Source organism: Tessaracoccus antarcticus, from assembly GCF_003688855.1.
Taxonomy (GTDB): domain Bacteria; phylum Actinomycetota; class Actinomycetes; order Propionibacteriales; family Propionibacteriaceae; genus Arachnia; species Arachnia antarctica.
The window spans coordinates 415,498-438,305 of record NZ_REFW01000001.1 but is presented as its reverse complement, the minus strand read 5'-3'; the positions used below and the strand labels follow the sequence as shown (position 1 = coordinate 438,305).

General features: G+C 67.5%; 20 protein-coding genes. 3 read left to right on the top strand and 17 right to left on the bottom strand.

Annotation, left to right across the window (positions count from 1 at the left end; all coding sequences use genetic code 11):
* Nucleotides 1-48: 48 nt before the first annotated feature.
* From EAX62_RS01910 to EAX62_RS01900, 3 genes are all read left to right on the top strand, one after another.
* Nucleotides 49-1,842 carry an ABC transporter ATP-binding protein gene (locus EAX62_RS01910; protein WP_121899984.1) on the top strand — a complete coding sequence of 598 codons (1,794 nt, stop codon included), beginning with the start codon at nt 49-51 and terminating at the stop codon, nt 1,840-1,842.
* On the top strand, nt 1,839-3,692 hold the full coding sequence (locus EAX62_RS01905; RefSeq protein WP_121899983.1) for an ABC transporter ATP-binding protein: 1,854 nt from the start codon (nt 1,839-1,841) through the stop codon (nt 3,690-3,692). The genes EAX62_RS01910 and EAX62_RS01905 overlap by 4 nt, the downstream gene beginning before the upstream one ends.
* A gap of 176 nt (nt 3,693-3,868) precedes the next feature.
* Entirely contained in the window at nt 3,869-4,885 is a 1,017-nt protein-coding gene (locus tag EAX62_RS01900; protein ID WP_121899982.1) for a TerC family protein, read from the top strand.
* 327 nt (nt 4,886-5,212) lie between these two features.
* Here the strand turns inward: EAX62_RS01900 and mgtE are convergent, their stop codons facing one another.
* The 17 genes from mgtE to EAX62_RS01815 form a co-directional block, all read right to left on the bottom strand.
* Nucleotides 5,213-6,559, bottom strand: coding sequence for a magnesium transporter (mgtE, locus tag EAX62_RS01895; RefSeq protein WP_121899981.1), 1,347 nt, complete (start codon nt 6,557-6,559; stop codon nt 5,213-5,215).
* An 83-nt stretch (nt 6,560-6,642) separates the two neighbouring features.
* A complete protein-coding gene (locus EAX62_RS01890) occupies nt 6,643-7,629 on the bottom strand; it encodes an aldo/keto reductase (protein WP_121899980.1) in 987 nt (328 codons plus the stop codon).
* Between the two features lie 38 nt (nt 7,630-7,667).
* Nucleotides 7,668-9,161, bottom strand: a complete 1,494-nt coding sequence (locus EAX62_RS01885) for a DHA2 family efflux MFS transporter permease subunit (RefSeq protein ID WP_121899979.1) — start codon at nt 9,159-9,161, stop codon at nt 7,668-7,670.
* A 114-nt stretch (nt 9,162-9,275) separates the two neighbouring features.
* Entirely contained in the window at nt 9,276-10,319 is a 1,044-nt protein-coding gene (locus EAX62_RS01880) for a glutathione synthetase (protein WP_121899978.1), read from the bottom strand.
* Nucleotides 10,316-11,482 carry a flavohemoglobin expression-modulating QEGLA motif protein gene (locus EAX62_RS01875; protein ID WP_121899977.1) on the bottom strand — a complete coding sequence of 389 codons (1,167 nt, stop codon included), beginning with the start codon at nt 11,480-11,482 and terminating at the stop codon, nt 10,316-10,318. The genes EAX62_RS01880 and EAX62_RS01875 overlap by 4 nt, the downstream gene beginning before the upstream one ends.
* Nucleotides 11,479-12,240, bottom strand: coding sequence for an N-formylglutamate amidohydrolase (locus tag EAX62_RS01870; protein ID WP_121899976.1), 762 nt, complete (start codon nt 12,238-12,240; stop codon nt 11,479-11,481). Before EAX62_RS01870 ends, EAX62_RS01875 begins: the two co-directional genes overlap by 4 nt.
* An 85-nt stretch (nt 12,241-12,325) precedes the next feature.
* Nucleotides 12,326-13,138, bottom strand: coding sequence for an N-formylglutamate amidohydrolase (locus EAX62_RS01865; protein WP_121899975.1), 813 nt, complete (start codon nt 13,136-13,138; stop codon nt 12,326-12,328).
* Nucleotides 13,139-13,196: 58 nt separating this feature from the next.
* Nucleotides 13,197-15,914 carry a LysM peptidoglycan-binding domain-containing protein gene (locus EAX62_RS01860; protein WP_158600462.1) on the bottom strand — a complete coding sequence of 906 codons (2,718 nt, stop codon included), beginning with the start codon at nt 15,912-15,914 and terminating at the stop codon, nt 13,197-13,199.
* A 67-nt stretch (nt 15,915-15,981) separates the two neighbouring features.
* Entirely contained in the window at nt 15,982-16,164 is a 183-nt protein-coding gene (locus EAX62_RS01855) for a hypothetical protein (protein WP_121899973.1), read from the bottom strand.
* An 84-nt stretch (nt 16,165-16,248) separates the two neighbouring features.
* Nucleotides 16,249-17,136, bottom strand: a complete 888-nt coding sequence (locus EAX62_RS01850; protein WP_147453972.1) for a hypothetical protein — start codon at nt 17,134-17,136, stop codon at nt 16,249-16,251.
* Complete coding sequence (locus EAX62_RS01845; protein ID WP_158600460.1) at nt 17,136-17,825, bottom strand: type II secretion system F family protein; 690 nt, start codon at nt 17,823-17,825, stop codon at nt 17,136-17,138. Before EAX62_RS01845 ends, EAX62_RS01850 begins: the two co-directional genes overlap by 1 nt.
* Nucleotides 17,826-17,983: 158 nt before the next feature.
* Nucleotides 17,984-19,426 carry a CpaF family protein gene (locus tag EAX62_RS01840; RefSeq protein WP_121899970.1) on the bottom strand — a complete coding sequence of 481 codons (1,443 nt, stop codon included), beginning with the start codon at nt 19,424-19,426 and terminating at the stop codon, nt 17,984-17,986.
* Nucleotides 19,419-20,246 (bottom strand): hypothetical protein, encoded by an 828-nt coding sequence (locus EAX62_RS01835; RefSeq protein WP_121899969.1) that lies wholly within the window; start codon nt 20,244-20,246, stop codon nt 19,419-19,421. The genes EAX62_RS01840 and EAX62_RS01835 overlap by 8 nt, the downstream gene beginning before the upstream one ends.
* A complete protein-coding gene (locus EAX62_RS01830) occupies nt 20,246-20,890 on the bottom strand; it encodes an SAF domain-containing protein (protein WP_121899968.1) in 645 nt (214 codons plus the stop codon). Before EAX62_RS01830 ends, EAX62_RS01835 begins: the two co-directional genes overlap by 1 nt.
* Nucleotides 20,891-21,074: 184 nt before the next feature.
* Entirely contained in the window at nt 21,075-21,497 is a 423-nt protein-coding gene (locus EAX62_RS01825; RefSeq protein ID WP_121899967.1) for a hypothetical protein, read from the bottom strand.
* A 19-nt stretch (nt 21,498-21,516) separates the two neighbouring features.
* On the bottom strand, nt 21,517-22,140 hold the full coding sequence (locus EAX62_RS01820; protein ID WP_121899966.1) for an MBL fold metallo-hydrolase: 624 nt from the start codon (nt 22,138-22,140) through the stop codon (nt 21,517-21,519).
* Nucleotides 22,133-22,735, bottom strand: coding sequence for a TetR/AcrR family transcriptional regulator (locus EAX62_RS01815; RefSeq protein WP_121899965.1), 603 nt, complete (start codon nt 22,733-22,735; stop codon nt 22,133-22,135). Before EAX62_RS01815 ends, EAX62_RS01820 begins: the two co-directional genes overlap by 8 nt.
* Nucleotides 22,736-22,808: the final 73 nt, after the last annotated feature.

Below are 22,808 nucleotides of genomic sequence, written 5' to 3'. Positions count from 1 at the left end.
GCCGTTGTGGCCGGCACTGTTGATCGACGTGGTGGAGGCGAACGGGTGATGGCGGAAGTCAAGGAACCAACGCACGGCACTGTCCCACCACTCAAGGTGGTCATACGGGTGCTGGCGCCGTATGCGCGACCCCATCTGTGGGTGCTGGTGTTGGCGCTGTTCGTGACGCTCGCGGGATCGGTGGCGGCACTACTGATGCCCCAGGTCCTCCGGCAGCTCATCGACGGTCCCATCACCACGGGTGACCGCGGGGCGCTGCTGCCGGCCACCCTCGTGGTGCTCGGCCTCGGACTGTTCGAGGCGGCCATGGTGTTCGTGCGGCGCCTCATGGTGCTGAACACATCCACGCGCATCGAGTACAAGGCCCGGATGGCGTTGTTCTCCCACCTCGTGGACCTGCCTGCCGCTTTCCACGACCGGTGGCCGTCAGGGCAGCTGCTGACCCGCGTCACGCAGGACCTCAACCTCGTGCGCCGCTGGCTCGCGTTCGGGCTCATCATGCTCATCAACGACATCAGCATGATTATCATCGGCGTGATCCTGATGGCCGGCACGAACTGGATCCTGGCCCTGGTCTTCCTTGCGGGTTCCCTGCCGCTGGTCTTCCTCATGGTCCGGTTCGAGGAGCAGTACCGGAAGCTGACGCGACGCGCCCAGGACCAGTCCGGTGACGTGGCCACAGTGGTGGAGGAGTCCGTCAAGGGCATCCGCATCCTCAAGGCCTTCGGGCGTGCCTCGGAGGCGCTGGAACGCTTCGGTGGCGAGGCCGAGAAGCTGCGCGACCTTGAGGTGGAGCGCGGGCAGGCCGACGCCCGCATCTTCCGGTGGCTCGTCCTGATTCCCAACGTGGTCATCGCCGTGTGCCTGGCCCTGGCCATCTGGTTCGCGTCCTTCGGCTGGGTCAGCCTGGGCGGGGTGGTGGCCTTCTTCGCCACCGCCACCATCCTGCGGATGCCCCTGCAGTTCCTGGGGTACCTCATCTCCTTCAGCCTCGACTCCCTGAGCGCCACCTCCCGATTCAAGGAGGTCATGGACTCGCCCGTGACAGTCGCGGACCCGGAGACCCCCGTCGCCCCGGCACAGGGTGGACGCGGCGCCCGGCTCGAGTTCCGCAACGTGAAGTTCAAGTTCGACGACCAGGGTCCGGGGGAGGCACCGTTGCTGTCCGGGCTGGACCTGGACGTTGCCCCGGGCGAGCGCATGGCGCTCGTGGGACTCACGGGTTCGGGCAAGTCCACGCTCATCAACCTTGCGGCGAGGTTCTACGACGTCACCGCCGGCTGCATCCTGATCGACGGTGTTGACGTGCGTGACCTGACCCGCGACCAGTTGCGCTCCCAACTCTCGGTGGCGTTCGAGGAGCCGACGCTGTTCAGCGCGTCGGTCCGAGACAACGTCCTGCTGGGCAACCCGGACGCCGACGACGACGTGCTCGCCGAGGCACTGCAGGTGTCGGCCTCTGAGTTCGTGGAGTCCATGGCAGACGGTGTCGACACCGTCATCGGCGAGGAGGGCCAGAGCCTCTCCGGAGGCCAGCGGCAGAGGTTGGCGCTGGCCCGCGCCATCGCCAGCCAGCCGCGTCTCATGCTGCTGGATGACCCCCTCTCAGCACTCGACGTGCACACGGAGTCGCGCGTCACAGCGGAGCTGGACCGGGCCCTGGGGCAGACCACGGCCCTGATCGTGGCGCACCGGCCCTCCACCGTGGCGCTGGCGCACCGCGTCGCGCTGCTCGACCGCGGTCAGGTGGTGGCCGTCGGGACCCACCACGAGCTGCTCGCCACCAACGAGCGCTACCGCTACGTCATCTCCTCATTCGAGACCGAGAAGGATGCGGCATGAGCCAGAAGACCGACAGGCGCCAAGAGGTGGCCGACTCCGTTCGTGGCATCCAGGGCGAGGACGCCGACAAGCTCTCGCGCGCCCAGAACAAGATCCTCCAGAGGCGCTCCATGCGGCTCCTGGGCTCCCTGCTCTATCCGGAGCGCTGGAAGGTGGCGGAAGTGGCAGCGGCCACGCTCATCGGCACCTCCGCGGCCGTGGCCGTCCCTGCGCTGGTCGGGCTGGGGGTGGATGCCGGGTTCGGGGCACTGGGCGGCAAGCCCTGGACGCCGTTCGTGGTGATCGCCCTGGCCACCCTGGTGTGTGCCGTGCTGGCCGGCCTGTTGGAGGGCCACGCCAAAGCCGTTACCCCGCGGTTCGCGCAGGCGCTCGTGCTGGAGTTGCGGCGCAGGCTTTTCGCCCACTCGCAACGGCTCAGCATCTCGTTCCACGAGTCCTACACGTCGGGTCGCCTGATCTCGCGCCAGACCAGCGACATCGAAGCCATCCGCGAGTTCATCGCCGCCGGCATCACCCAGTTCGTCAGTTCCCTGCTGTTCCTCATCGGCACCGTCGTGGCCCTCATGCTCCTCGACGTCCCCAGCGGGTTCATCCTGCTGGCGGGGCTGGTACCCACGGCACTGTTCGGGTGGTGGTTCGTGACCGAGTCCCGCAACCGGTTCCGCAAGGTGCGGGGGGCGTCGGCCTCCATGATCGCCACCTTCGTGGAGTCCATGGTGGGCATCCGCGCCGTTCAGGCGTTCCGTGCCGAGGAGTCGCGCACCACTGAGTTCGGTGAGAAAGCCGAGGAGTACAGGGTCTCCAACGCCCGCGTCATCTTCACCTTCGGCGTGGCCAACACCGTCATCGTGGCGCTCGCAGCCATCGTCTCCGCGACTCTCATGTACGTCGACGGGTCCCGCGTGCTCAGCGGAACCCTCCCCGTCGGTGTGCTCCTGGCGGCAGTCCTCTACGCACGCCAGTTCTTCGACCCCGTCACCGACATCATGATGTTTGCGAACCAGTTGCAGGGTGCCACCAGCGCGCTGGAGAAGATCTCCGGTGTGCTGGAGGAGGAGCCGACGGTGATGGACCCCGTCACACCCATCCCGCTGGGCATGGCCAGGGGCAGCATCGACGTCGAGGGCGTCACGTTCGCCTACGGCACGAACAAGCCCGTGCTGCCGCACCTCGACCTGGCCATCCCGGCCGGACAGGTGGTGGCGCTCGTGGGGGAGACCGGCGCCGGCAAGACCACACTGGTGAAACTCATCGCCCGCGTCGTGGACCCCGATGCGGGAGCACTGCGGATCGACGGCACCGACGTGCGTGACATCACGGACGCGGAGCTGCGTCGTACCGTCGTCATGGTGACGCAGGACTCCTTCCTGTTCTCCGGGACGGTCGCCGCCAACATCGAACTCGGCCGCACCGGTGCCAGCCGCCAGGACATCGAGGCGGCCGCCATCACGGTGGGCGCCGACACCTTCATCCGGTCGCTCCCGGACGGGTACGACACGGATGTCCGCAGTCGCGGGGGCCGCCTGTCAGCGGGGCAGCGTCAGCTCGTCAGCTTCGCCAGGGCATTCCTCGCAGACCCACAGGTGTTGATCCTCGACGAGGCAACCAGTTCCCTGGACCTGCCCAGTGAGCGCCTCGTCCAGCGGGGCCTGCAGACGCTGCTGAAGGGGCGGACGGCCATCATCATCGCCCACCGGCTGTCCACCGTCGCCATCGCGGACCGCGTGCTGGTGATGGAGCACGGACGGATCATCGAGGACGGGACGCCAGACGAACTCATCGCCCTCGAGTCCGGCAACTTCGCGTCACTCCACAGCCAGTGGGAGACCTCCCTCGGGGAGCGTCGCTGAACGTCGGATCCAGCGCCGGGTTGTGCGCAACACCCGAAATATGTTTCACTTGTTGAACCGTTGAAGGGGAGTATCCCACCCACGTTTCGTCGTCAGTACGGTCCGCAAGGACCCGGCGAGCGGGCCCGTTGAGGGCTGGGAGAGACCTTCGATCACATCGATCGAAGGAGCTTTTCATGGATGTACCCGTTTGGGCCTGGGCCGCAGTGGTGGCCTTCATCGTGGTCATGCTGGCGGTGGACCTGTTCGCCCACCGCCGCGCCCACGCCATCGGTGTCAGGGAAGCAGCCGCCTGGACGGGCGTGTGGGTGGCGTTCGGCGTCGCGTTCGGCGCGGTCGTCTGGATGGTGTGGGGCGCCGAATTCGGGCAGCAGTACTTCGCGGGATATCTCATCGAGAAGTCCCTGTCCGTGGACAACGTGTTCATCTGGGCCATCATCTTCAGCTTCTTTGCCGTGCCCCCCAAGTTCCAGCACCGCGTGCTCTTCCTCGGCGTGCTGGGGGCACTGGTGTTCCGCGGTGTGTTCATCGCCGGCGGTGCGCTGCTGATTGAGAACTTCTCCTGGATCCTCTACGTCTTCGCCGCGTTCCTGCTCTGGACCGGCTGGAAAATGCTGCGGCAGAGCGACGACCACGTGGACCCCAGCAAGTCCGCCGTGCTGCGGCTGTTCCGCCGGGTGGTGCCCATGACCGACGTGTATCACGGGCAGAAGCTGCTGGTGCGTCGTCGCGGCGTCCTGCTGGCCACGCCCCTGCTCGCGGTCCTCGTGCTGGTCGAGGCCACCGACGTGCTGTTCGCGGTCGACTCCATCCCCGCCATCTTCGCCGTCACCGACGAGGTGTTCCTGGTGTTCACGGCCAACGCCTTCGCGATCCTCGGCCTGCGGGCCATGTACTTCCTGCTCGCCGACCTCATCCACAGGTTCGTCTACCTCAAGACAGGACTGGCCCTCGTGCTGATCTGGGTGGGCATCAAGATGGCGCTCAAGAGCGTCGTGCACATCCCCACCGGTATCTCCCTGGCAGTGATCGTGGTGATCCTGGCGGTGGCCGTCGTCGCCAGCCTGCGGGCGACCCGTGGGCAGGGTCGCCAGAGCGCCCCCGTGCCGGTCGACCCGCCGTTCAGGGTGGCGACACCGCAGGAGGAGTCAGAACTCGAGCCGGTGTTCGGCGGCAAGCGCAGTGAGGTGTGATGGGCGGCTGACCATCACGGTGTCGGCCACGTGGGGGCTGGGTCGCTCGCAGCACATCCCTCGTCTCAGCAGGCTCCACCGACGTGCTCTGCACCACGGATTCGACGAGGGGGCTCACGACCAGCCACTCGCGAAGGTGTGCGAGGTCGATTCCCCTGGACGGCGGAATGCACCGCTCGTCAGCACCAGTGACAGGACGGCGGCAGCCGTGGCGAGGGGGTGCGTGGTGCGTTGCGCATGGTCCTGCAATGTGTCGGCCTTCGCCGAACGCGTGGTGAGCCGCTCTTCCTGGGGGCGTCCGTCGTTGAGCCGCGGAGGCGGCGGTGCTCAGATTCCGAGGATCAGCTTGGCGATTCCGAAGTAGACCAGGAGCCCCGTGGCGTCGATGAAGGTGCTGATGAACGGGTTGGAGAAGACAGCTGGGTCCGCGTGGACGGCCTTGGCCACCAGTGGCATCGTGCCGCCGACCGTGGCCGCCACGGTGCACACCGTCAGCAGTGTGAGCCCGATGACGGAGCCGATGCCAAGGCCGTACAGCAGACCCGTGATGACGAACCCCAGCCCTCCGAGTGTCACACCCAGCATCGCGCCCACGGCCATCTCGCGCCGCACCACCCGGAACCAGTCCCGACCCCGCACCTCGCCGAGCGCGAGGGCACGCGTGACGGTGGTGGCGGCCTGGTTGCCGGTGTTGCCGCCCGTACCGATCAGGAGTGGGACGAAGACGGACAGCACAATCATCTGGCTCAGCGTGGCCTCGAAGATCTCCAGCACCTGCACCGTGAGGCTGGCGCCAATGGCCAGCACCAGCAGCCACACCACACGGGAGCGCACCAGCCGGGACAGCGGAGTGGCCAAGTAGTGGCCGCGAACGGGTTCGGTACCGCTCATGCGGGCCTGGTCCTCGGACTCGGCTTCCTCGAGGATGGCCAGTGCATCGTCGACGGTGAGGATCCCGACGAGGCGATCCTCGTGGTCCACCACGGGCAACGCCAAGTGGCCGAGCTCGGAGCAGCGGCGGGCGGCCACCTCGGCCGGTTCGGTGGCCTGCGCGGTGTTGGCCTTCACCACGAGGTCTCGCACCGGTGATGCCTCGTCGGCGGCCAGGAGGTCACGCAGCCCCACCACACCCAGGAGACGCCGGCTCTGGTCGACGACGGGGAGGGTGTAAATGGTTTCCGCCTCCAGTGCCCTGGACTTCGCCCTCCCGAGCGCCTGGCCGACGGTGCTGTCGATGGGGATCGTCACCACTTCGGGGCTCATGCGCCGGCCTATGGACCCGCTTGCATAGCCCAGCACCACGGCCGTGAGCTCGCGTTCCCCGCCGGAGAGCCCGCGCATGAGTTTGGCGGCGATCCCTGCCGGCAACTCGTCGAGGAGGCTCACCCGGTCATCGGGATCCAGGTCCTCGAACACGGCAGCCGTCTCGTGGGCCTGCAGGAGCCGCACCAGATCGCCCTGGGTGGGGTGGTCCAGACGCTCGAAGACATCCAGCGCCTGATCCTTGGACAGCAACCGGAAGACGATGGCGCGATCCTCGCCACGCAGCCGGCGCAGCTCTTCGACGATCTCCCCGGGGTCCGCGCCGTGCAGCATGGCACTCAGCCGTGTGAGGTCATTCTCGGAGAGAGCGTCCCTGAGTTCGTCGCGCGTGAACGTCACCTGCTGCGTCATGGGTTCTCCTGAGTGTGAGCCGCGGCTCGTTCCTGTGGGGTGATGGCTGGAGCGACGTGGGTGACCCCCGCGGGTGTGTCAGATCACCAGCGGGAGTGCACGAACTGGCGGATGCGACGGTCGTAGATCTCCTCCAGCGCGGTGAGCTGGCGGGCGTTGAGTGGCAGCATCGACCCGGCGGCGGCGTTGGAACGCGCCTGGGAGGGGCGGCTGGCACCGGGAATGACGCTGCTGACGCCGGGCTGGTCAATGATCCAGCGCAGGGCCAGCTGGGCAGGGGTGACGCCGTCGCGGCACAGCTCGGCCACTTCGCGGGCGGCTTCGACGCCCTCCTCGAACGGTACGCCGGAGAACGTTTCGCCCTGGTCGAAGGACTCACCGTGACGGTTGAAGGTGCGGTGATCGGTCTCGGCGAAGGTGGTGTCCTTCGTGAACTTGCCCGACAGCAGGCCACTGGCCAGGGGGACCCGGGCGATGACGCCGACACCTGCAGCCTTGGCGGCCGGCAGCACCTGCTCCAACGGCTTGCGGCGGAAAATGTTGAGAATGATCTGGATGCTGGCCAGGTTGGGGCGCGCCAATGCGGTCATGGCCTCGTCGACGGTCTCGACCGAGACGCCGTAGGCTTTCATGCGTCCCTCCTCCACCATCTCGTCGAGGACGTCGAACACCCCGTCGTTGCTGTAGACGGGGGTGGGTGGGCAGTGCAGCTGCACCAGGTCGAGGGTGTCAACCCCCAGAAGACGGCGGGAGCGGTCGTTCCATTCGCGGAGGTTCTTGGCGGTGAACTCCTGTGGCTCGTGCGGGTTGGCGCGCCGTCCCATCTTCGTGGCCACGACGATGGTGTCGTCGGCACGCTCCTTCAGGAAACGGCCGACGAGTTCCTCACTGTGGCCGTCGCCGTAGACGTCGGCGGTATCGAAGAATGTGACGCCCGCGTCCGCGGCCGTGTGCAATACCGACATCGCGGTGTCGTCGGTGACGTCGCCCCAGTCGCCCCCGAACTGCCAGCAGCCCTGCCCCACGACGCTGACCGTTCGACCGGTCCTGCCAAGAATTGATGTGTCCATGCCCCAACCTTTCCACATCTGCGGGGCGGGACCGCTTTTCAGACCTTCTGGTGGCTGGGGCGCTTGTAGAACTGGACGATGATGACCGCCACGCCGATGACGATGGCGGGGACGAGAACGGCCTGGGACATGGCGTTGGCGAGCCCTTCACGGACAGGTTCGGGGATGTCCGCACTGCCCATCGAGGCCGGTGAGAAACCCTGGCCGGAGGTGCCGAGGTTGGCCGCAATACGGCTGCTGATCAAGGTGGCGATGACGGCACTTCCCATCACGGCGCCCACCTGCCGGGCCGTGTTGTAGACGCCTGACCCTGCGCCGGCACGCAGGGGCGGGAGGTTGCCGGTGGCGGCCGTCGACAGGGGCCCCCACACGAAGCTGTTGGAGATGCCGAGCACCGTCATGGGGATGAGGATGAGCCAGACGGGGCTGGTGGTGTTCATCACGGCGACCAGACCGAACAGGGCCGCGGACCACAGCCCGCAGCCGATGGTGGCGAGCAGGCGTGGGTGGATGCGGTCCACGAGATTGCCGACGGGGCGGGCCAGGACCAGCGACATGAGTGCCGTCGGTGCGCTGAGCAGTGCTGCCTCAGTGGGCGAGAAACCGCGAGCGGCCTGGGCCCAGATCATCAGCGCGAAGGGCATGGCTGTCACGGAGAATCCGACGGTGACGATCGCGATGTTGGAGACGGCGAAGTTCCTGTCGGAAAACAGCTCCAGCGGCAGGAGGGGCTCGCTGCGGTTGTACTTCTGCCACAGGACGAAGCCGACGAGGACAACGAGGCCGAAAATGATGAGCGACCACACGGTGATGGGTCCCCAGATCTGGCCCCACTCGAAGGTGTCGGCCTCCTGAAGTCCGAAAACAATGCAGAAGAGGCCGACTGCGCTGAGCGCCACCCCGATCCAGTCGAACCGGTGCTTGTTGACCTCCATGCGGGGCACGTACTTGACGACCGCGAAGAAGCCGACGACACCCACGGGGACGTTGATGAAGAAGATCCACTCCCACCCCAGGGAGTCCAGCAACAGGCCGCCGAGGACGGGACCGACGAGGGTGGCGATACCCGCCACCGCACCCCAGATGGCCATGGCTTTGCCGCGTTCGTTCGCTGGGAAGAGGCGGGTGATGGTGGCCATGGTCTGGGGTGTCATCATGGCCGCGCCGATCCCCTGGACCACGCGGGCGATGATGAGCGGGTTCACGCTCCCCACGAGCCCGCAGGCCAGCGAGGAGAGCGTGAAGATCACCAGACCGATGAGGTAGATCTTCTTGGGCCCGTACCGGTCGCCCATCCTGCCCATGATGAGCAGTGGCACGGCGTAGGCCAGCAGGTAGGCACTGGAGACCCAGATGGCTTCACTGACCCCGGCGTTCAGCTCGGAGATGATGGTGGGCGTGGCCACCGACACGATGGTGGTGTCCACCAGGATCATGAAGAAGCCGACGACGAGCGCCCACAGCGCCGGCCAGGGGCGGGACTGTTGTTGGCTTGCGGCGGTCAGCGTGGCGGTGTTCTCCGGGGCGGACATGCGGCTCCTGTGTTTCGGGGGGCCTCCGGGATGCCGGTGTGCCGTCCTCCAAAATAACCGCTGCTGGGGCCCAACCCAACCCTTCTCATGGGTGGGCCCCCTTCGGGCTTCTCGTCAGAGGGCCGCGAGGTCCAGGTTCGTCATCTTGTTGGGGTAGTGCGACGAGATGGACACCTTGCGTTCGAGGTCCTCGATGATGGCGACGGCGAAGTTCTCGTCGTACAACTGTGCGCAGCTACCCAAGCCGCCCGGGCTGAAGACGTTGACCTCCATGAGCTTGTCGCCGACGATGTCCAGCCCCACGAGGAACATGCCGTCGGACACCAGTTTGGGGCGGACCACCTCGACGAGGTCAAGCATTTCGTCGGTGACCTGCACCGCAAGTGCCTTTCCGCCAGCCGACATGTTGGAGCGGATGTCGCTGCTGGAGGACTTTCGGCGGAACGCCGCGTACTTGCCGTTGCGCATGAGGGGGCGGCCGTTCAGCACGAACATCCGCACGTCGCCTTCGGAGGCCGCCTCGAGGTACTCCTGCGTGACGACGTAGCCGTCGCGGGCGATGGCCTCGATGATCTGGCTGAGGTTGGGGGACTCCTTCTGGTTCACCAGGAACACGCCGCTGCCGCCCGAACCCTGCAACGGTTTCAGCACGGCGCGGCCGCCGAGGTCGTCGATGAAGGTCGTGATCTGGGAGGCGTCCCGGGAGATCAGGGTGCGAGGCCGCACCACTTCCGGGAAGTGCTGGAAGTAGGCCTTGGACAAGGCGTTGGCGAGGCTGCCGGGGTCGTTGACCACGAGCACGCCCGTGGAGGCGATGAGCTGGCCGAAGGCGACACCTGCGTTGTTGGCCCAGGGGGCCTCGTTGTGGTCGTCGGCCGGGTCGGAACGCAGCATGACCACGTCGAACTCCGAGAGGGAGAGAAGCTCGTCACTCTTGGGTTCCTGAATGTCGGCCACGTAGCGCTCCAGTGAGCGGTAGTTCTTGTCGGCGGCGCCCCGGGCGTGGGCGCTCAGTGAGCCGTCGGGTTCGTACGAGAAGTCGCCCATCCCCATGATCCAGACCTCGTGGCCCATGTTGGTGGCCTGCATGGCCAGCCGGGTGGTGGTGTAGACGGGTGCTTCCGTCATGACGTCGTTGACGACGAAGCCGATCTTCATGGGGCGATTCCTTCGATGAGGTGGGTGGGGTCGGGGTCCTGTGCGGCGGCCGCCAGGCGGGCGGCCCCGTCGGCTGTGTCGTACCAGCGGGGCACCAGGGCGGGAGGGGTGAGCACGCCGCGGGCGAGGAGGTCCTCGATGAGTGGGAGGTCCACCAGCGAGAACTTACCCAGCCAGAACGGCTCCAGGGAGCCGCCGTCGCGGAGATGCTCCAGCAGGTCGAGGAGGCCGCGGAGGTAAATGGCGTCCTTGGTGAGTCCACCTGCGCGGAACACCCGCATGGTGGTGGTGAATGCGGAACTCCGGCTGACGTCTGCATCCACCAACTGCTGCCAGCATTCGACGAACGTGTCGCCGGCGAGCATGCGATGCACGGTCAGCACGCGGGCCGCGAGCTGGCGCAGCCGGTTGGGGGTGAGGCCGCCACACGCCACCTCCGCCAGCACCGCGAGACCCTCCTGGGTCTCGTCGTACCCGGCCAGACCGGTGCCGAGTGTGCGGATGGGTTGGCGTGAGCCGTTGACCTGCGTCACGAGGTGGGTGCCCACCTCGTGGTGCACGAGGGCCTCTGCGCGCGCGGCGTCCGTGTGGGACTCCGGGCCGATGAGTAACACGTTCTCGCTGACCATGACGCCGGTGCTGTCGTGCCGAATTTCGGCGTGGATGTCAATGTCGGGTTCCAGCTCGCGGTAGCGCTCGATCTCCTGCTCGGCGACTCCCAGGAACTGTTCGGCGTCCAGCAGCACCCCCGAACCCTCTGTGGGGGCCACACGTTCCATGATGGATTCCGCCGCACCGAGGAGGTTGGGGGCGATGCCGCCGTACAGCTCGAGGCTGAGGTGGCGGAAGTCCTCGCTGTCCCGGGCGCGCAGCATCGACAGCTGCAGTTCAAGCTCGCGGTGCTTGTTGCGCAGCAACGCGCCCAGCGTGGTGTCGGCGACGTCGGAGACCTTCGTGCCGGCCAGCATGGTCTGCAGAACTTCGGGGTCGGTTACCAGTTCGCGGTAGGTGAACGTCGGTTCGTGCGGGTGCTCGAGGAAGGATTCGCGGACGTCGTCGGCATCGATGGGGGTGACGTCGAGGATGAAACGAATGCTGCCGCCGAGGTCGGACAGTTGGTGGTCGATGGCCTGGTCAGCGGCTGAGAGGGGGTTGCCACTCACGATGGCATCGCCGCCAGCACCGGGTCGACGGTGCTGGCCAGGGAGCGGGCCAGCTCATCGAGCCGGTCCCGGTCGGGGATGCCGGTCCACTCGTCCATGAAGGTCTTCTTGAACTCCAGCGCCAGGACGACCCCGGTGCCGGCGTAGCGTTCGTGCACCCACCACGCCAGGGCCTGCCCCTTGAATTTCACGTTCTCGCGCACGTCGAAGCCCTGCGCCGTCATCGCATCGCGGAAGGCATCCACCACGGGGCCGAAGCGGTCGCGGTCCACCGAACCCGTCCCGAGATTGACCTCGGGGTTCTCCTGTGGTGGTTCGGCGGGCTGGTCAGCCCCGGGCCGTCGATGGTTGTAGGAATGCACGTCGAAAACGACGAACGGTCCTCGCGCTTCGAGTTCGTCCAGGCGGACGGCCAGGTCGCGGTAGAAGGCGTCGTAGACCTCCAGGCTGCGCGCCTTCACGTCCGAGGGAAGTTCGTCGGTGCTCCAGACGTCCAGTCCCCAGCAGTCGTCGGGTTTCGTGTAGACGGCGATGTCGCGGACCCGGTTGAGGTCGGTCTCGAAGCGGGAGCGGTGCACCAGCACCCGTGCCGGGACCAGAGCGGTGATGGCGTCGGTGAAAGGGTCCTCCTCGCGGAGCCTTGCGGCGTCGTCAAGGACCATCAGGTCCGCCACCTCGGGTCGCAGGTGGTGGCCGGCGTGGATGGACGTGGCCACCAGTTGGCCCGACCAGTCGCCGACGAATTCGTGTGAAAGCATCCGTACTTTCTATCGCAGCCAGGGGTCAGTCGCTGGATGGGGCCACGGACCTGCCTCGTGAAGAGCGGCGCTCAGGGGCGGCGCATCACCCTGCGAGCCTGTCGGAGGAGTCCTCCTCCGCACCGGTGCTGCGGGGCAGCGCCGCGAGCGCGTCCTGGACAGGACCGGCAGCGAGGTGGACACTCTGGGCCAGGACGTTCAGGCGGTGGGAGTCGGGGATGCCGGTCCACTCATCCATGAATGTTTTCTTGAACTCCAGCGTCATCACGCAGCCCGTTCCCGGGTAGCGACGGTGCACCCACTGGGAGAGTTGTTTGGGGAAGAACTTGATCTCATCCCGGACGTCGAAGCCCTGCGTGGCCATGCAGTCCCGCAGCGCGTCAATGACCGGGGTGAAGCGCTCCCGGTCCACCATGCCGGTGCCCAGGTCGAGTTCCGGGTTCTGGGCCCATGATTCGTTCGGCTCGTCGGGGCCGGGGCGGCGGTGGTTGTAGGAGTGGATGTCGAAGATGACGAAGGGGCCACGGGCGGCAAGTGCGTCGAGCCGGAGGGTGAGGGCGGCATAGAAGCTGTCCCAGTACTCGAGGCTGCGCGCGAGAACATCTTGGGGGAGGTGACCTGTTTCCCACACGTTGAATCCCCAGCAGTCCTCGGGCCGGGCGTAGACGGCCATGTCGCGGGACCTGTTGAGGTCGGCCTCGAAGCGGGAGCGGTGCACCAGCACCCGCGCCGGCATCAGGGATCCGATGGCGTCGGTGAAAGGATCCTCCTCGCGGAGCCGGTCCGCCTCGTGTAGCACCATGAGGTCGGCGACCTCGGGCCGCAGGTCATGGCCGGCGTGGATCGAGGTGGTCACCAGCTGGCCGGACCAGTCGCCGACAAATTCGTAGGGCTGCATCCGTCATGTGTAGCCGACGGGGCGGGCGGACGGAAGGGGGTCTCGGTGGTGGATGTGATCACGAGTGAGCGTGTCGGGTCATGCTCAGGTGCAACGCGTGCTGGATTCGTTGGATGGTCTCCGGTGCCAGGTCCCGGTTCTCGGCGCGTGCGACGCGGGTCATGTCCATGACCGCTCGGTCCAGTTCGGCCCTCTCCCCGGACAACGCCAGGGCGTGGATGCGGCGGATCTCCAGTGTCTCGTCGTCCCCTGTGGCCAACTGACCCTGGTCGATGGCCCAGTGGGCACCCTCCAGGTCCTGCTCCGTCAGACACCGGTCGGCAAGGACCGCGGCAGCATCGGTGATCATGCTTTCCATGTCACTCACCCACTGCGCCACCCACGGCCACTGGAAGGTGACTCCCTCGAGGGGGCGTCCCCTGACGAGTGAGAGGGCCTCCCGAAGCAGAGGTGAGCTGGCGACATTGACGCCCCCGGCCAGCAGGAGCTGGAACTGCTCCCAGTCGGAGGAGACGCTCGGGTCCAGGGTGATCCGTCCGGAGTAGGCATCGGGGAGGTAGGAGACGCCCTCGGTATTCCTCCCCAGCCATGACCTCAGACGGCTGGTGTTGGAACGGCGGGTGCCCTCAGCCACCAGCAGTTCCCGCACCATGGTCGAGGCGGTGGCCCCGGGGTTCAGCAGAAGCCACGCGCAGTACTCCATGCACTGGCCGACGGCGCGTCCGGGACGTTCACCGTGGCATCCACGGAGTTCCACGGGGCCGAGCACCAAGAGGGTGGGATGGTCGGGGAGTGGGGACCAGGCAGGCATCGCATCGTCCTTGATGGGCTCCTCCGCCGTTGTCGGCGGAACGGTCACGTGTGGGGGAAGGTCGCCATCACGCCACCACGGCGCTGGTTCGGTTCGATCGTCGAGGGACGATGTGAACAGGGACACAACGGCCCGGCGTGCGGGCTGGTTCAGCAGTTGCGGCTCGAACGTGTCGTCCGTGCCCCCCAGCCGCGCGACGCTGGTGGAGAGGACATGCACCGCTCGGGGGTCACCGTTGGAGGTGGTCCCATGAGCGAGGGGCGCCACCACGCTCACCCCCACCTCCCCGAGTGACAGGCAGTCCCGTACGTGGTCAACATGGGCGGGCAGGAGGCCGTGACAGAACACGAAGACCACGGGGGGCCAGGACCCCGCCACGTCAGGGTCGGCTCGTAGGGACGCCAGGTTCGACCGTCCCATCGCCATCCGTCGTTGGGCGCACAACCGCTGCAGACGGGTCAGGGCCTCCTCCAGGTGCATCTCGCTGGAGAGGCGGGGGTCGTCGAGGGCCAGCACCCACTCCTCCTGCGGTTCCACTGTCACCACCTCCGCCATTGAGGACCATGGGGCACACATGAGGCTTGTGATGATGGTGGCCGCCAGGGCCGCAGTGTCCTCCGGGGAGCCCTCCACGAGGGTGCAGCGCCGCGGTTCCAGGTCGATGCGCACCTCCTCCTCGTCGCGCCACCCGATGATGACGGAGGTGGGTTGGGCGTTCGGCTGCAGCTCCGGGGCGACATGGGAGCGCTGGACCAGGGCGGCGAAGAACCGCTGGATCTCCGGTGCAAGCGTCGCTGCACGGCGCCCCACCCCACGCTGGAGGAGTTGCACGCGCCTCCTGGCGATGACTCCCGCGAACAGGCTGGCGGCCAGCACCCCACCCACGGGGCCCAACACGTCGTCGGACCACTGCGGGTCCTCGGTGGTGGTCACGGGGGTGGCGTTCCCCGTCGCTCCGTTCGAGGGCTGGTTCGTTGCCCGCGGGGTTGCGTCGGTCATCACGGGAATGGCCAGGGGGGAGGTCCGGGGGGTCGTGTCCGGCGGCAGCGTGGGTGAGACCGTTGGCGCGAGGGTGGTGGGCTGGTTCGTGCCCCCCACTGGTGGCGGAGCCGACGGTGTCGGTGTCGCCGAGACCTTGTCCCCCTGACCGAGTCCGGTGTCCCGGGGCTGGGTGGTGTCGGCCGCACCCGGGATGCTCAGGCGCCAGCCAATGTCGATCTCGTCGGGGTCGGAGATCTGGTCGCGGTTGGCCTGGAAGAGTTCCGGCCATCGATGTGCGTCGCCCAGATGCTGTTCGGCCAGGTCCCACAAGGTGTCTCCGCGCCTGACCGTGACGTGGCCGCTGCTGTCGGGAGCCGCCGACGCCTGCACCGGGGGAGTGGACGGCAGGAGGATCGTGTTTCCCGGCGTGAGAACCGTGTCCGCAGTCATCCCGGGGTTGCTGCGGAGAATTGTTCGCCAGGAGCCACCGGAGCCCAGCTCCTGCTCGGCCACCGCCCACAGCTCATCGCCGGGCCGCACCACGTAGGCGCGCAGGCCCGCAGGAGGGACGAATGGGTGGGCGGTGATCGTGGGGGAGATCTGGTGCTCGACGACGGCTGGGGCATGGGCGGGGGCGGGCGGGGCCGGTTCGGCTGCCGTGCTGGAGAGTGCCGGTGCCATCACCATGGCGACGAGTCCGCCCACGGCGGGTTGCAGCCAGCCGATCCCGGGCAGGTGGATGTGGACGCGTCCCCGGGACATCGCCATCACGGTTTCAACGATGGCAGTGACGGCCAGCAGTGCCCACGCCAACCAGCCAGCAACGCTGCACAGGGCGACGACGAGTTCCTTGCTGGCCGGTTGCACGAGGGCTCGGCGCCAATCCACGCGCAGCAGAGCCGAAGGGTCACCCCACGCAATCAACATCGCCGGTACGCCGGCGAGCAGGGCCACCAGCAGCGCGAGCGCGGCCAGAGTCTTCACCACCCGCATTCCACCCCTCCCGTCCAGCCATCCAGGAATGCCGACGTCATCACGTGGTTCCCGCTCATCAGGCGGGGAGGCGGGCTTTCACGTAGGCGGTGATCACCGTGACGATGAGTACGGCCACCGTCACTGCACCGGCCAGCAGGATCGCGTTCTCGGTGGACTGGGACAGCCCACGCTCATCTCTTGTGGCCGGCGGATGGGTCAACCCCCACCACACTGCGATGGCCATGTGCACCATGTTCATCAGTTTTCCTTCCTCTGGTTTCGTACTGTGGTCACCGCGGATCGGTAACCGCACTTGTCCACATACGTGTTCTGGCTGCCCGTCTCATGGGGTCGTCAGCCGCAGCAGGGGCGGGATGATGAACGCCAGACCCAGCAGCAGCGCCGGCAGGGTCATCCACAGGGTCAACGACTCGGTGTCGGAGTGTGCAGCGGTGCGCTGCTCGGCCAGATGTGCGTCCCGGAGTTCCCTGACGCGGGCTTGGAGCACCTCGGCAAGGGCCGCGCCCTGCTCCTCCAGTTGCATCACATCGGCGAAGTCGTCCAGCTCGGGGACGTTCCATTCAGTGGCGACGCGTCGCAGTTCCGGCCAGGGCGCCGTCTGTTCGAGGCGGGCACGTTCAAGACCTGAGGTGATGCGCCGGAAGAGCGGTGCATCGGAGATGGAGGCCGCAGCGGCCACGGACTGGGTGGCCGAGGCGTTCGCCATCCGCTCCAGGGCCACGAGGTCGAAAAATGTATGGATGCTCTCGGTGGTCGTTCGGCGCAACTGGTGCGAGGACCTGGCCAGGCGCCAGTCCGCCAGGAAGTAGCCGAGTACGCCTCCCGCTGCGGAGAACAGCAGCGGCAGCATGTCCGGGGGAGTGCCCACCGCAACCTGCAGCACCATCCACAGCACCGGGAGCAGGAGCCCGGCCAGGGCCAGGACAAGCTTCTCTGCGAAGAAGTCGGCCACCGTGCGGTCCTGCAGCAGGAGCAGTTGCTGTTGGCGAGCCGTGACAGGGAGCCGGAGTCTGCGCTGGAGCCACCCGCCCGCCCCTTCCAGTCCCGTGCCCCCGGATGTGGCCACCGGGGCCACCAGGGCCGGGTGGCCGTCAAGCAACGCCAGCGCGTCCACCAGCCGCACCGTGCGCCGGGTGGCGCCCACCACGATCCCGAAAAGCCCCAGCCCCACCGCGGTTCCGCAGAGCACCATCAGTGACCACCCGGTCATCACAGCGCCCCCCGGAGGAAGCGGGCGGTTGGCCTGGGGACGGTCCGGTGTCGCAGCACGCCGAGCGCGCCGACATAGGCCGCCGCCAGAGCCAGTGCCAGCGCCTGACCCAGTGGGCTCCGGTACGGCTCGAAGAAGTTGCCACCCAACAGGACGGAGCCGGTGAGGACCGCGAGCGTGATCACCGTGACCTGCCGCACCACGGCCCGTGGCTTCGCTCGCTCCGAGGAAATCTCCCGCAGAACGTGGAGGCGCTCCTGCGTGTTGTCCGCCAGAGCAGACAGGGTGGTGCGGGACCCGATACCGCCGCGACTGGCGGAAATGGCCAGCGCGGCAAGCACTGCGTCGGCGTCCGCCGAGGAGAGGTCGTCCGCCATCCCCAGTAACGCTTCCCGGGTGGTCCACCCCTGGTCCACTCGTGCGACGAGGCGGCTGACGGGCTCCTGAAGAACCTCAGGCACCTGCCCGCGCGTGGACAGGATGGCGTCGCGGATGGACTTGCCCGTGGCGATCGACGGTGCGAGGAGCCTGATCCACCTGTCCAGCCCGGCGAGCGTCGCGATCTCCCGCTGCGGCGGCTCCGACAGCAGCGCGGGGATACCCAGGGCTGCGGCGGGGACGAGGAAGACCGCGATCAACCATCCCGTGGTGAGCGCCACCACCACGCCAGCCACCAAGGATCCCAGCATCCACGCGCGTCCCGCTCGGGATCGGCCAGTCCACAGGTGGTGGACCTGTTTCCACAGGCCTGTGGAAGGGGTTGTGGGAAATGGCCGCACCGAACGTCGGGCGCCTGCTGTGATCAGGAGCACCCCCAGCACGATCAGTGCCCCAACCGAACTGGCCATCAGGGGTTCCATTGCGCTCCCACCTCGAATCGGGAGAGCTCGGCGGCCATCTCCGCCTCCGGCTGGAACAGCTCTGCGCGGGTGGGCGTGGCGGCGCGGTACACAAGGTGGGTGGTGGGCCGGCCACTCTCGATGGCGCCCGTCATCTGCCGTACCTCGCTCACGAAGCGACGACGCGCACCACCGCGCCACACGTTGTCCTCCAACTGCACGTGGACGATGAGGTGGATGTTCTGGGCCACCTGGCGCATGGCCTCTTCCACTGTCAGGACCCCTCCTTGGGCGACGCGGGCAGCGAGCCGGTCGATGGTGGAGCTCGCCGAATGTGAGTGCGTCGTCGACAGAGTGCCGGCGCCGGCCTGCATCGCTTCGAACATGGCGCCTGCCTCCGCCCCCCGCACCTCACCGACGATGAGGCGCGACAGGTTCTGCCGCAACGCCTCGGGGATGAGGTCAGCCACACTCCAGGACCCGACCTCGGTGCCGGCGACGTTCTCCCCCAGACCAATGCGGGCCTGCAGCGCGACGACGTTGTGGCGATCCTTCTGCAGGTGTGTCAGGAGTTCGTAGTCAGTCTCGATGGTGCCGAAGCGTTCACTGGGGTGGATGGCGGCGATCAGTGCGCGCAGCAGGGTGGTCTTTCCTGCACCCTGGTCGCCGGAGATCACCAGTGACTTGCGTGCCAGAACCGCCGACTGGAGGAGCCGCGCCACGGTTTGCGGGAGCATGCCGTCCTCGGCGAGGTCGGAGAGAGTCACATCCGTCAGGATGTGTTGCCGAATGGCAATGGAGGGGCGATGCGTGATGCCGAACCCCATGGCGTGCAACCGGAACCGGTCGCCGAGCGCGAGCGTCATGGTGGGGTGGGCGTCGTCGAAAGGGCGAGGCGGGGTGGCGGTCTCGGCCAGGAACCGGATGGCGTCCACCAACTCCTCGTCGGAGTCGGCGACGGGGTGGTGGGAGGTGCGGGTCCCGTCGCCGCGCTGGACCATCACCGAGTCCCAGCCGTGGATCTCGATGTTCTCGGCCGTGGGAATGTCGAACAGTGGCTGGAGGCGGCCGTAGCCGAAGATGGCGCTCTCGACGGCCGCTGCGTAGCGGTTCTCCAGTTCCAGCGGCCACAGTGCCTCCCCCTGGTCGCTGAGCCTTTCAGCGTGGGCATGCACCACCGAGCGGATGATGGAGCGGCCCTGGACGCGACGATCCTCCGGGGGCATGGGCGCGTGTCGTTCGTCGCGCCAGCGGTCACCGGCCAGACCGATCTGCTCCGCAGCCATCCTGCGCAGGAACACCACGAGGTGCCAGTCGACCTCCGTGACGGTGGAGGCCGGGGTCGGGAAGTCCGTCTCGGGGGCGCGCGCGGAGGGTGGGTGCCAATCGGAGGCGGCAAGCGTGGAGAAGGCTCCTCCGAGGCTGGGCAGCTGCGACGCCGGGCTAGACATGTTCCGGAATCCTTGCCGGTCCGGGGGTTCTCGCCGTGATGGCCCGTTCCAGCTCTGCAGCGTTCGTGATGCGCTCACGGAGCCTCAGTCCTGCAGCCCGGAGCTGGTTCATGAGCGAGCTCTCCGTGAACCGTTTCGGTTCGGGCGCACCGTCGGACAGCACCGCCGCAAGCTTTTCGTTGCGCTCCACCTCCGCCCAGCACGGGGTCCCGAACTGCGCGGCGATCTCGCCCCCGGCGTACGGCTGGTTGGGGTCCACCAGCACGAGTCCCAGAGCCCTGGACCCGGGCAATCTTTCCAGTTGCTCGGCCACCAGCGGAAGGTAGAGGCGCGTTGCGGCCAGCGCCCGCAGGCTGGTGCGGGTGAGGAAGCACACGGCATCGGCCTGTGCCATCAGCGGCAGCGGCAGCCCGTCACGCCCGACGCGGCCGGCGTCGACGATCACGTCGACCCCCTGCTCGTCGAGTGCAGTGAAGGCGTCCGCGAGCTCGGCCCACACAGTGTCGAACAGGCGCACGGTGGCGGGTTGTGAGAATCCGGGGAGGAACCTCCGCTGCAGGTCGCCGTACTGCACCAGCGGGACGGTGTGGCGCCAGAGGTCCGGGGCCAGAGCTCGGTTCTCCCGGTGGAGCCTGGCCAGCGCCGCCAATCCCCGGCCACCGTTGTCCATCCCCCGCAGGTATCCCGCCTGGATGGCCTGGGAGGGGTCACGGTCGCAGTCAGCCAGGAGGACGTCGCGGGACCAGGTCAGGGCCATGCCGAGCGCGGTGGTGGTGACCCCGGGTGAACCGGAGGCGCTCACGCACACGATGGTGGACATCAGCCTTCCCCCACAGCGATGAGCACCAGAAGGTCTGTGGCCGCGAGCGTGGCCACGCTCGGCGCCGCAGCGTCTGCGACCGTCACGTCCAGCAGGTGCCCGGATCCGTCGTCAAGCAGAATCGGTGACGACGCGACGACAGCATCCGTCACGCTGTCGTCGTTCTCCGCCAGGCTGATGAGTTGCACGAGGGTGCCCGGCGGCAGGTCCGCCGTCGGCAGCCGTCCCGGTGTCAGGCGGATGCCGATGAGTGAGCGTCCCTCCGGGATGGGGTCCTCGCCGAGATGGCGTGCGACAGGGAAGGAGCCGGCGGGCAGGTCGCTGCGCGCCGTCTGCCCCACCATCTCGCCCATCTTCGCGGAGCTGCTGGTCTCCATCGTGAGCCCGGCGGGCACGCTCACCACCGCGAGGTCCGATGCCTGGATGCGGTCTCCGCGGACCACGTCGCGCGTCATGACGACGACGTCGGCGTTGTGGGTGTTCATGGAGTACAGGGCGCCCGCGCCCAGCGCACCCAGTACCACCGACAGGATCCCGAGGGCGATGAGGCGGGGGCTGCGTCGTGCCCGCAACTGCACTGCGTCCGGTCGTGGCGACGCCGGCGGCGTGATGTCAGCCTTCGTTGGCTGGTGGTCGAGGAGCATTGCCCACCCCCTTGAACCACGCAATGTACGTTCCGAATGGTCCACATGGCAGGTCAAGGCGGCGATCTGTGGAGAACTCTGACGTTCTGGCGTGTTCGACGCCGTGATTATCCGCGAAAGCCCCTCATGGGGTGCGAGTCAGTGCACAGTTCTCCACAACGTGGACAACTCTGGGGAGAACTTGTCAGTCCTGTGCCACCCTGCCGGCCAGAACCCAGGCGAGGAACTCCCGAAGGTAGCCGGTCTCGCCGTCGCGGCCGCCGCGCCCGACCTCCAGCGAGGGCTGGGTTCCGGGGAGTTTCACCCCCCTGAAGCGTTCCATCCACCCGCCGGGGACCGTGAGGGTGTGGTAACCACCGTCGACGTCGATGGCGACGGAGTGGTTCTGTCGCAGGTACCAGCCGGTCTTGTCGGTCTTCACGACGTGGCCGTCGAGTGTGGTGGCCTTCAGGGGCACGGGTGCTGGACCATTGGCCAGAGCCGTCGCCACGAACTCGTCGATCAGCACCTGTGCTGCCTGTGCCTCGCGTCGCGCTGCCTGCTGGCCCATCTCCACCCGCCGTTGGGCGTCGGCTGCCCGCTCGTCCCTATCGCTCATGGGATTCATCCTAGGACGCTGTGCCTGATCACCAGCCGCGCTCGACCCATTCGGCCAGGTGCGCGGCCTCGACGCCGATGGAGGTGGACGGGCCGTGGCCCGTGTGGACGACCGTGTCGTCGGGCAGCGTGAACAACTGGCTCTGGATTGACGCGATGATCCGCTCGAAGCTGGAGTAGTCCCACCGGGTGGCGCCGGGGCCGCCCTGGAAGAGGGTGTCACCGGTGAACACGGCGTGCAGGTCGGGGGCGGAGACACTCATGGAGCCGGGGGTGTGGCCGGGGGTGCCGACGACGCGCAGTCGCGTCCCCGCCACGTCAAAGACCTTGTCCTCCAGCAGCGGCTCGAAGGGTGAATCACCGTGGCTGTCGGCCCACAGGAACTGGTCCTCCGGGGACAGGTGAATGGTGGGATCGCCGACGAGTGCAGCGAAGTCGCGAGCAGCGCGGACGTGGTCCCAGTGGCCATGCGTCAGCAGGACGGCCACCACGCTGCGTCCCGCCACGGCGTCGGCGACGGCCTGTGCGTCGTGCGCGGGATCGATGACCAGCACTTCGCGCTCGTCGCCCACCAGCCACACGTTGTTCTCGTGCACCGGCGGACCCTGCGGATCATGGTTGCCGGCGGTGACCAGGCGATGGATCTCAGCCACGGGATGCCTCCTTGGGTTTGGACAGCGCGAGTGCGACTGGTCCGATCAAATCACGGACGTCGGTGCGGGCGCTGTTCATGTCATAGAAGAACAGGGACTCGAGCACGTCCAGCAGCTGCTCGGTGGTCAACCTGAACTCGACCCCCAGCTGCAGCGCCAGGTTGTCGATGAAGCGCAGCATGCCCGGCCGGACCTCGTCGGCCACTTTGGCGAGCCGCAGGGCGAGCTCAGGGCTACGTGTGGAGCGCAGCCGGATCTCCACGAGGGTGCGCTGGAAGTGCTCCGTGGGCGCGACGATCCGGAAGAACTCCGCGAGGGCGGCGCCCGTGACCCACTCGATCTCGGCGTCCTGCGGCAGGTGGTCGAAGACCGCCGCGAGGCCATCCATCACCAGGTCGCGGTGGTGCTCGATGATGGCGGCGCAGAGGTCGTCCTTCGTGGCGAAGTTGGAGTAGAAGGCACCGCGTGAGAAGCCTGCCGCCTCGCAGAGCTGCTCGACGCTGGTGGCGTCGAGCCCCCTCACGGCGAACTCGTCGATGGCGGCCTCCACGAGACGCTGTCGGGTCAGTTCTCGGCGCGGTGTTGTCTCGGTCATGGTTCCTTCGGCGGTGAGGGGTGGTTCGCCCGAGCCTAGATCATCTGCGATACAGAAACGTATCGGGGCGGAT